Raw genomic sequence first — 8097 nt, forward strand, 5'->3', positions numbered from 1 at the left:
GCTGGGTAACGGATATCACGTACATTCCTACGGCGGAGGGGTGGTTATACCTTGCGTTCACAAGGATCTTTTTACCGGAGAGGGCGCAGGCTACGCGATGGGAGAGCGCATGACAACAAATCTGATCTCCCAGTCTTTGTTTCGCGCCGTCGCCACCAAGAGGCCCGCAACTGGCCTGATCCATCATTCTGACCCTGGCAGCCAGTGGGGTCGGTCGTCAATAGTGGACACCTACCGATATCATTGCTAAGTCTTTTGCAAAAGACCGGGGAAATTTCCCAAGATTTTTTTTTCAGCTCTCTTTTATCGAAAATATGGCGAAGGTCAACGGGAATTGTAAGGCGGAAAAAGCAGGATGTGGGAGTGGTGAGGAGATACGTTTTTCCGGACATAAAAAAGGGCCTCATTTGTTCCTAGAATTTGTATCTAGGCTCCAAATTCAACCCCAAACATGAAGAAAATCGAATGATTTTAAATGTTTGGTGGAGCTGAGGGGGATCGAACCCCTGACCTCATGGCTGCCAGCCATGCGCTCTCCCAGCTGAGCTACAACCCCACAAAAACTGCTCTTTTGTAAAGAAACCTTCGGAATAAGTCAATACCTTTTTATCAGTGCTTTCAATTTTTAGAAGGGGTGAGGTATGGAGCAGTGAGTTTTTTACAGCAGCTGAATGGCGAGTTCCGAGAGGGCAGATCGTTCTCCTCTGACAAGGTCGATATGCGCGTGTTTGTCCTGCCCTTCCATTTTTTCCACAAGATAACTTAACCCGTTGGATTGGGTGTCGAGATAGGGGTGGTCTATCTGGAAGATATCTCCGGTAAAGACAATTTTTGTATTCTCGCCCGCGCGGGTGAGAATAGTCTTTACTTCATGGGGAGTAAGGTTCTGGGCTTCATCAATAATAAAGTATATTTTGACAAGACTTCTCCCCCGAATATAAGGCAATGGTGAGACAACTATTTTTTCGTCTTCTATTAGCTCTTTGACACGCTGTTTCTTTTTGTCATGGCAGGAGAACTGGTTCTGAATAACTGTGAGGTTGTCATAAAGTGGCTGCATATAAGGATCGAGCTTGGATTTAACATCTCCGGGAAGATAGCCGAGATCCCGGTTGCTTAAGGGAACGTTGGGTCTTGCTATAAAGATCTGGCGATAGTTCTCCCTGCGCTCCAGGGCGGCTGCAAGGGCAAGAAGAGTTTTTCCTGTTCCTGCTTTTCCGGTAATTGTTACAAGTGGAATATCATCATTCAGAAGTGCGTCTATGGCAAAGCTCTGTTCCGCATTGCGTGGATTGATGCCATAGGCTGTAGCTTTATCAACTTTTCGTATTCGGTCACGCACGGGGTCCATGGTAATCAGAACGGATTTTCTGTCACTTCGCAGAATGGCAAATTCATTGGATCGAAGCGGAACGCTGAGAGGCAAATCCTCTACCGCAATCTCAAAGGGGGTTTGATGAAGCCTGTCAATGATGGATGGAGGTATATTATCTTCTGTTCTGTAGCCCGAGTAGAGTTCCCGGATGTCCCGGATATGATCGGTTGTATAATCTTCCGATTTTAGTCCCAGTGCTTTGGCTTTCATTCTGAGATTGACGTCTTTGGTGACCAGGGTGACTTCTTTACCCGGGTTTTCTTCTTTGAGTCTGTAGGCTGTGTTAAGAATCTGGTGGTCGGCTTTTTTGGCATCGAAGTTCCGTGCAACTTCTTCGTGAAATGGCTGCTGAAGATGGATGGCGAGTCTTCCCTTTTCTTTGCCTATGGGAACACCTCCATTGAAAAGCTGATTTCCGCTCATGCTGTCAATGGCTCGTAGGAATTCCCTTGCGTGATAATTCAGGATGCCACTGCCTCGCTTGAACTGATCAAGTTCTTCTATGACGCTGATAGGGATAATGATATCGTTATCCTTGAATTGATAAACACATGAGCTGTCGTGGAGAATAACATTGGTGTCAAGTACAAAGAATTTTCTTTGATTGTGAGACATGAGACTCCTTGGATTGAGCTGTTTTTTGGGATCTGCGTGCCTGTATCCATGTTTCAACGCAGGAAAGGAGGGCAGGTATATGCTCCATGGCTGCGTTTAAAAGCCTTCCACGAGAAAAGGCGTGCATCGTGTGGCAATACTTCCCCGCCGTATCCATAGTCGAATGCGAGATACGGTCCGTCCTTCAATATCCACAATCTTGGGCAGTTCTTCCACAAAGGCAATGTCTTTAATATGGAATTCATAGTAAAAAGGATCGCAGCCTTGTGGGTCGGCGAGAAGGAACAGCTTTTCTGCGTCAAAGGGGTGTTTTTTGGGTGATCCGCAAAATGGCAGGTGACTTTTTTTAAGAAGCCTTATGCGGTCCGTGTCTTTGAAGGAAGCAATATCAAGCTTAGGAATGGTTTCCAAGAAGAGGTTGGCGTTCATGGGAAATCACCTCCTGACGGGTTGTATAAACATTATGGAAAAAACAGACTCCGTATGGCCTGAAAAGTCTGTTTCTTTATACCGTCATTTGTTTTTTATGGAAAGCTGCTTCTGCACAATACCTTATGGATGTGCCGGGCACAGAGCTTGGGTTCTTCCAGGGGGAAAAAGTGGCCGATTCGGGGCAGGGTTTCCAGGGTGCAGAAAGGTATTTCCCTTGTGAGACGCAGGGCGGCATCTTCCGAAAAAAGGTGGGAATTTTCTCCTCTTATAATATGGACAGGGCAGGATATACGGCGAGCGTAGTGCCATGTGTCCATGGGAACGCTTTCGTAGAAGCGGGCTTCCAGTTCCGGCATACAGGAAAGCTCATACCCGTTTTCGGAGGAGGCTCGTAAACCTTGTGAAAGAAAACCATGCAGACTTTCCTGATGCCATAACCGGAACATTCCTTTTCCCTTGTAGTGCCGCTCAGCACTTTCTCTGTCTGGAAAGATGTTGCGTTTTTTGCGGGTTTTGCGGGGTAGGGAGAAGCCGTTTTTTATTTTCAGGGTCTGCAGGATCCGGAAGAGCAGAATATGTCGGGCTGGAAAAATGACAGGATCCAGAAGAATGATCCGGGAAAAGAGTTCCGGGAAACGGGCTGCGGCTGCATAGATAAAAAAGCCTCCCATGGAATGCCCTATGGCAGTTATCGGACAGGCCTCGTTTTTTTGCAGAATAAGAGCAAGATCATCAATGAAGAGCTTCCAGTTGTTGAGAGGAAGCGTACCTTCCCGTGTGGACAGGCCATGCCCACGGATATCGGCAGCAAGAAAACCGTAGCCGTAGCTGTAAAGACTGTTGAGCATGGGGAGGTACGCAGCCGCGCACAGGCTGTTCCCGTGGAGGAAAAAAAGGGAATTTTTCCCCCGGGCAGGGCCTTGCAGCATATGAAGATCTCCGGATTCAGCAGGAAAGAAAAGATCCTGGAAATCATTAGTCATGGTCGGGTACCGTCATGCCCAGCTCAATAAGATCCTGCTTGAAGGACTGAGGTTCAAAGACCATGCCTTTTCTCCACTTACCTTCGTATTCCAGTGTGGGGACCACCCAGTCTTCGCCTCCATTAATGGCAACTACCTTTTCAACCAGAGATGTTTCGGCAGTTTCTATATTGACTACCTGAAAGGGTATATCATTGTCTCTCAGCCACCGGATGGCTTTCTGGCAGTGTGGGCACCAGCTGGCACTAAAAACTTGGAGCATAATTAGGAGGTCCTTTTTAGGGCTTGAAGAGTTATGCCTCAAAGCTGAGTTCGAGGGTAAATGCGCTGTCCGCAACAACGAAAGGTACCGCAATCTTAGGGCCGTCAGTAATGTGCTTGAGTTCGTGATTTTCTCCGGATGCAACACTGGGAATGGCCCCCTCATAAACGAGGCCGACAGATTCAAGTTCTTTTCGGGCTTGGCCTGAGATCATGTTGGCCAGTTCTCCGGCTGCCTCAGCCACTTCATCGTTTAGGTTTTCAATAGGTTCTCCGAACATGCCGGATACAATTGCCAGAATGGCTTTTTTTTGAAAACTGATGGAAAATGTGGCATGGGATGGTCCGGTCATTCCCACAATGGCGCTGACATCTCCCGTGGCTTTATTATCCTTTTTCAAGAAGGGTTTGCCTGGAGCTGGTTTGACAAAAGCCATGGTGGAAATAACACTGATCGTTGCAGTAATGAACGGATTGACATGTTCGGCTTTCATGGGAACCTCTGAGGCGGGGAGAAGCAGATTGTTAGGTGTACTGGCAGCTTGTGGTATTGGTTGGGGTCTGCCAGGATCAACTCCACGTTTGATGGTTTTTATTATTGGAACATAATTTGTTTCACCAGGGAGGCGTCCGCCCGCTGGAGATGCACAAATCCTGAAGAAACACGGCCTGTATAATACGAAAGGAGAATACTTTCCGAAAGGTAGCAGAAGGTAGGCGTTCATGCAAGAATTTCAATTCTGGGAAGATGCGGAAATATGATGTATGGTGGAAAAATCCAACAGTAATAAGGTTTATAGAAATAAGGTCCCGGATGTACCGTAATGAAAGCAGGCGGTTGGTCCTTTATGGCTACTATGGCAGCGGCATGGAGATGAGATATTTCAGGTAGTGTCAAGGAGTACCGCATAAATGGATGTTCACCGGCTGTTTTCCAATTAGGGATTCAGGATTGATTGGAGGGCAGTAGGCAGAGAATGCTAACGTTCAGGGTGTTTTTTGTTTAGGAGTTTGTTAGTACAGAATAGAATTCGTTTTTGGTTTTTTAAACCTGTTTTTAGCGGTTTCTCATGAATGGCCCCATAGTTGCATCTCTCTATGGATACAGCTTACATGCTGATATTGCAGGGTGTGACGTTTTCGGACTTGTTTTTAAAAAGGAGGCTCAATGTTGAAGCCAACGCTTTGGGGAGGATGTGCCCTTTTGACGGGTATAGTTCTTTTTTTGTTCAAGAGTATAGCCATGTTTATGGAAAAAGAATTTTTAATGGCAGATACAAGCCTGAAGGATATGCTGAATGTTGACTCCATGGACTGGATCGATGCCCTTCCTTTGGATCTTCTACAGCAAGTGGCCGCATATTTGATGCTTGCACCTTTATATCTTCTGCTCATGGGAGTGGGGGTGCTGATGCTTGTAATCGGTGGATTTATGGAAAAATAGTTCTTTGATTCAGAATATGAGCAGGGAAAGCGTAAAAAGGGTAAGGTTGCCGCAGATGTGAATGAGTATGGGCGCCAAAAGACTGCCGGAAATGCCATAGGCAATGCCGAACACAACCCCTCCCACCCACTGAGTGATATGAGGTGTTGGATGGAGCATGGCAAAAAAAGTTGTGCTGATGAGGAGTGCCGGTATCCATCCGTATTGTCTGAGATAACTGAAAATAAATCCCCGGAAGAGCAGTTCTTCGGCCACAGGTGCGATAATGCCTCCGACCACAAAGAAAAGAAGAAGTTCTGGCCCGGCTGAGGGCAGCTGAACGCGGATCAGAGGAAGGGGGGCGATATCATGCATCCACAGCGAACCCCCCACTATCAGGGCAAGGAAGCCCATGAATATGCAGCCTCCTATACCTGTTTTGATTCCCGGAATGAAGGAGCGGCGTCCTAGTCCGATAGCATACGGAGGAAGCCTGCGGAGAAAAAGAAGTCCTCCCAGAACGGCGCATTGTACAAGGCGGAGTGCACCGATTCGGATAAGAATCGGCCAGTCTGATGGAAGTTGGGAAGCACCATACTCCAGCAAGATCAGAAGGGCAGCCGCCATGACAAGGGTTGCCAAATCCGGGTAACTGTGCGTGGCTGATGGATGAGAGGGCATTTTTTCTGTTTACCTGTAGTTATTGGCTGTTGGATGCAGGCTGTGCTCCGGGAAGGGGGCCCAGCTTTTTTAATGCGCGAAAAGCGTACCATTGCACATAAGGGTGGTCGGTTTCGCGGAGTGTCTGCAGAATGGCATTGCGGGCTTCCGGAATGCGGTCAAGAGCCGGACCTGTCAGTGCCAGAGCCTCGACTGTTTTGCAGAGAACATTGGCCTGGGGGTCCTTGCGTGCAGCAAGGAGAAGGTGCCAGTATTTTTCCGATGGCTTTGAACCGAGAAAAGCGGCTGCCCAGTAGCGTTCGGCCGTATCTCCTTCCAAAAGGTACTGCTGAAGAAGGGATGGTGGCAGATCAAGCTGTCTGCCTTTTGCGGCCATACGAATGGCATGGAGTCTTTGACTGCGTTTTTCTGACAGAAGATAGGCATTCAGGATTTCCGTTTCCTGAGGACCTTTTTCGGTTTTGCCGAGAAAATGCACGGGAAGAAGAAGGCTGATGCCCGCAGCAAGGCAGAGAATGGAACTGACAATGGATGCGGACGGCCTGTCAAAAACAGAGCTGAGAATACGGCGCATTGGACAAAAAAACAGCGCATACAGAAGAAGGGGAAAGCCGGGTACAAGGGAAAAAAGAATAAGGAGACGGAAGGGATCGAGGCGGTCTCCGTCAAGGGTGGCCTGGTCCAGAATTCTACCCGGAGCAGCATGGAAGCTGGCGTCGGGAACCAGGGTTCGGCGGATGCCTTTTCCGCTTATGTCAATACCGGCAGAGGTTTGAATGAGTCGGATATGGGGGCGTATGGATGTCTCTGTGCGATGCCACCCCTGATCGGTGAGTTTTTTTTCCGTGTCTGGTGGTAAGGCCGTATGGCTGGCATAAATTTTGATTTGTCTCGCCGCCACCGGTTTGATTACTTCTGCGGCGGAGAGGGTGTGGCGATAGTAGGCATTGCTGATGGCAAGGCCCGGTTTTGTGGAAAACAGAATGCTGTCACGGATATCCAGAAAGATTCCCTTGCTGAGAAGGGGCAGAGCTGCAAGAGCCAGCAGGAGAATGGGAAGGAGATGGGCTGGTTTGTGGAAAGGGGATTCATGGATTTGGCTCCGGGGGATGCAGGCCAGCGTATTTTTCCAGGTGATGGCGGGAATTAGAAATATCCAGAGGCTGGGGAAAAAAACCGGGCCTTTATGATTGATGAATAAAAGGAGCGCTGCCCATAGTCCCGTGGCAGGAATGGATATCCAGCGACTGTCACGGACAAGGTTGCGACTTGCCCATGCAAAGGCAAAAGTGCCAATGGAAAGCCCTGCCCCTATGGAAAAGACAAAGAGAAAAGCTGCCTGGAGGGAGGGAAAAACTCCGTCCATGGTATGAATGGCTGAGCCGTGCGGAACGGCAAGAATACCGGATGTCTGAAGTTTTTCTGCCATCTGCAGAACGGGCTTGATTACATATCGGATATGCAGAAATCCCAGTAGAAGGGAGGCAAGCAGTCCTGGGAATAAAATTTTGAGAACGGGTAAAAAATAGTGCATGGAAAGATCCGTATGGAGTAGGGTCTGTATGAAAAGGACGTCTCTGGAAAAAGACTTATAGCATATAGGGCCGGTGAGGAAAGGAAAGAGTACGTCAGGATGATAGGTACAATAATGGCAGAGTTTTTTCGGGTACGTGTCGGGCCAAACAGGGTTGCTGTTTTGATACAGCAACCCTGTTTCTACATGACATCCTCTTCTTCCCTGTTTCCGAAAAAGAGTTCCAGCACATCGGCGAGATCGGTCCCCGTCTCGAAGGTGAGAGGGGAGGTTCAGCCGGGTTTTTTTCTGGAAGCTTCGGGTACGAAGGGATTATAGCGTTTGTTCTGGGGGGTGGTTTCCATGATGATTCCTTTCTTTGCATGGTTGATACTGTCTATATGAATAAGGATGCTTTCAGAATTTACCAGAGGATATTCATCAAGTCCTTTTTCGGGGTGGTATTTCAGTATTCTGATGAATGAGTGACTGCTATGTGATTTTTTGAATCAAGCTGCCCCGGAGTCTTTGTTTTCATTTTCAGAAAGATGATTCAGGGTACGGAAAAGGGAGATCGTTTTTTTGTGAAAAAGGGAGCGGACCATTTTTTTTGACGGAAAGACTCGTTATGGCCACAAGGCTTCCTGGTAGTCCGGATTCTTTTTAACTCAAGTTTCGGACTTACCACAATGCTTTGATTTTAAATGATAAAATCTTAAAGTCGTAGATTTTTCATATGTAAACGCCCCTTAGTTTAGTGTATAAGAGAATCGCCTAAACCGTCGAATCCACTAAAGAAAGAGGCTTTTTATGA

8 protein-coding genes, 1 tRNA gene and 1 pseudogene are annotated in these 8097 nt (G+C 47.7%); 2 read left to right on the top strand and 8 right to left on the bottom strand.

Annotation, left to right across the window (positions count from 1 at the left end; translation table 11 throughout):
• Window positions 1-208 (top strand): annotated as a pseudogene (locus OOT00_RS15475) (DDE-type integrase/transposase/recombinase); the annotation flags it as partial.
• A gap of 272 nt (window positions 209-480) precedes the next feature.
• Here OOT00_RS15475 and OOT00_RS15480 read toward each other — a convergent pair.
• From OOT00_RS15480 to OOT00_RS15505, 6 genes are all read right to left on the bottom strand, one after another.
• A tRNA-Ala gene (locus OOT00_RS15480) sits at window positions 481-556 on the bottom strand.
• Window positions 557-658: 102 nt separating this feature from the next.
• Window positions 659-1990, bottom strand: a complete 1332-nt coding sequence (locus OOT00_RS15485; RefSeq protein ID WP_265426332.1) for a PhoH family protein — start codon at window positions 1988-1990, stop codon at window positions 659-661.
• A 96-nt stretch (window positions 1991-2086) separates the two neighbouring features.
• Window positions 2087-2419, bottom strand: a complete 333-nt coding sequence (locus tag OOT00_RS15490; RefSeq protein WP_265426333.1) for an inorganic pyrophosphatase Ppa — start codon at window positions 2417-2419, stop codon at window positions 2087-2089.
• Window positions 2420-2514: 95 nt separating this feature from the next.
• Entirely contained in the window at window positions 2515-3405 is an 891-nt protein-coding gene (locus OOT00_RS15495; protein ID WP_265426334.1) for an alpha/beta fold hydrolase, read from the bottom strand.
• The gene (locus tag OOT00_RS15500) at window positions 3398-3667 is read right to left on the bottom strand and encodes a glutaredoxin family protein (protein WP_265426335.1); all 270 of its coding nucleotides are present in this window, start codon (window positions 3665-3667) and stop codon (window positions 3398-3400) included. Before OOT00_RS15500 ends, OOT00_RS15495 begins: the two co-directional genes overlap by 8 nt.
• Before the next feature lie 31 nt (window positions 3668-3698).
• The gene (locus OOT00_RS15505; RefSeq protein ID WP_265426336.1) at window positions 3699-4391 is read right to left on the bottom strand and encodes a chemotaxis protein CheX; all 693 of its coding nucleotides are present in this window, start codon (window positions 4389-4391) and stop codon (window positions 3699-3701) included.
• A 443-nt stretch (window positions 4392-4834) separates the two neighbouring features.
• On the opposite strand from OOT00_RS15505, the gene OOT00_RS15510 reads away from it, so the two are divergent.
• A complete protein-coding gene (locus OOT00_RS15510; protein WP_265426337.1) occupies window positions 4835-5110 on the top strand; it encodes a hypothetical protein in 276 nt (91 codons plus the stop codon).
• A 9-nt stretch (window positions 5111-5119) separates the two neighbouring features.
• On the opposite strand, the gene OOT00_RS15515 is transcribed toward OOT00_RS15510, so the two are convergent.
• Window positions 5120-5770 (bottom strand): CPBP family intramembrane glutamic endopeptidase, encoded by a 651-nt coding sequence (locus OOT00_RS15515; RefSeq protein WP_265426338.1) that lies wholly within the window; start codon window positions 5768-5770, stop codon window positions 5120-5122.
• Between the two features lie 19 nt (window positions 5771-5789).
• Window positions 5790-7304, bottom strand: coding sequence for a HEAT repeat domain-containing protein (locus tag OOT00_RS15520; protein WP_265426339.1), 1515 nt, complete (start codon window positions 7302-7304; stop codon window positions 5790-5792).
• Between the last annotated feature and the right edge of the window lie 793 nt (window positions 7305-8097).

This window comes from Desulfobotulus pelophilus, assembly GCF_026155325.1.
In the GTDB taxonomy this organism is placed as follows: Bacteria; Desulfobacterota; Desulfobacteria; order Desulfobacterales; family ASO4-4; genus Desulfobotulus; species Desulfobotulus pelophilus.

Bases quoted from the DNA above. Each gene is read 5' to 3' on its own strand.
- OOT00_RS15495 (WP_265426334.1), bottom strand. From the start codon at position 3,405: ATGACTAATGATTTCCAGGATCTTTTCTTTCCTGCTGAATCCGGAGAT.
- OOT00_RS15505 (WP_265426336.1), bottom strand. From the start codon at position 4,391: ATGAACGCCTACCTTCTGCTACCTTTCGGAAAGTATTCTCCTTTCGTA.
- OOT00_RS15515 (WP_265426338.1), bottom strand. From the start codon at position 5,770: ATGCCCTCTCATCCATCAGCCACGCACAGTTACCCGGATTTGGCAACC.
- OOT00_RS15490 (WP_265426333.1), bottom strand. From the start codon at position 2,419: ATGAACGCCAACCTCTTCTTGGAAACCATTCCTAAGCTTGATATTGCT.
- OOT00_RS15485 (WP_265426332.1), bottom strand. From the start codon at position 1,990: ATGTCTCACAATCAAAGAAAATTCTTTGTACTTGACACCAATGTTATT.
- OOT00_RS15510 (WP_265426337.1), top strand. From the start codon at position 4,835: ATGTTGAAGCCAACGCTTTGGGGAGGATGTGCCCTTTTGACGGGTATA.
- OOT00_RS15500 (WP_265426335.1), bottom strand. From the start codon at position 3,667: ATGCTCCAAGTTTTTAGTGCCAGCTGGTGCCCACACTGCCAGAAAGCC.
- OOT00_RS15520 (WP_265426339.1), bottom strand. From the start codon at position 7,304: ATGCACTATTTTTTACCCGTTCTCAAAATTTTATTCCCAGGACTGCTT.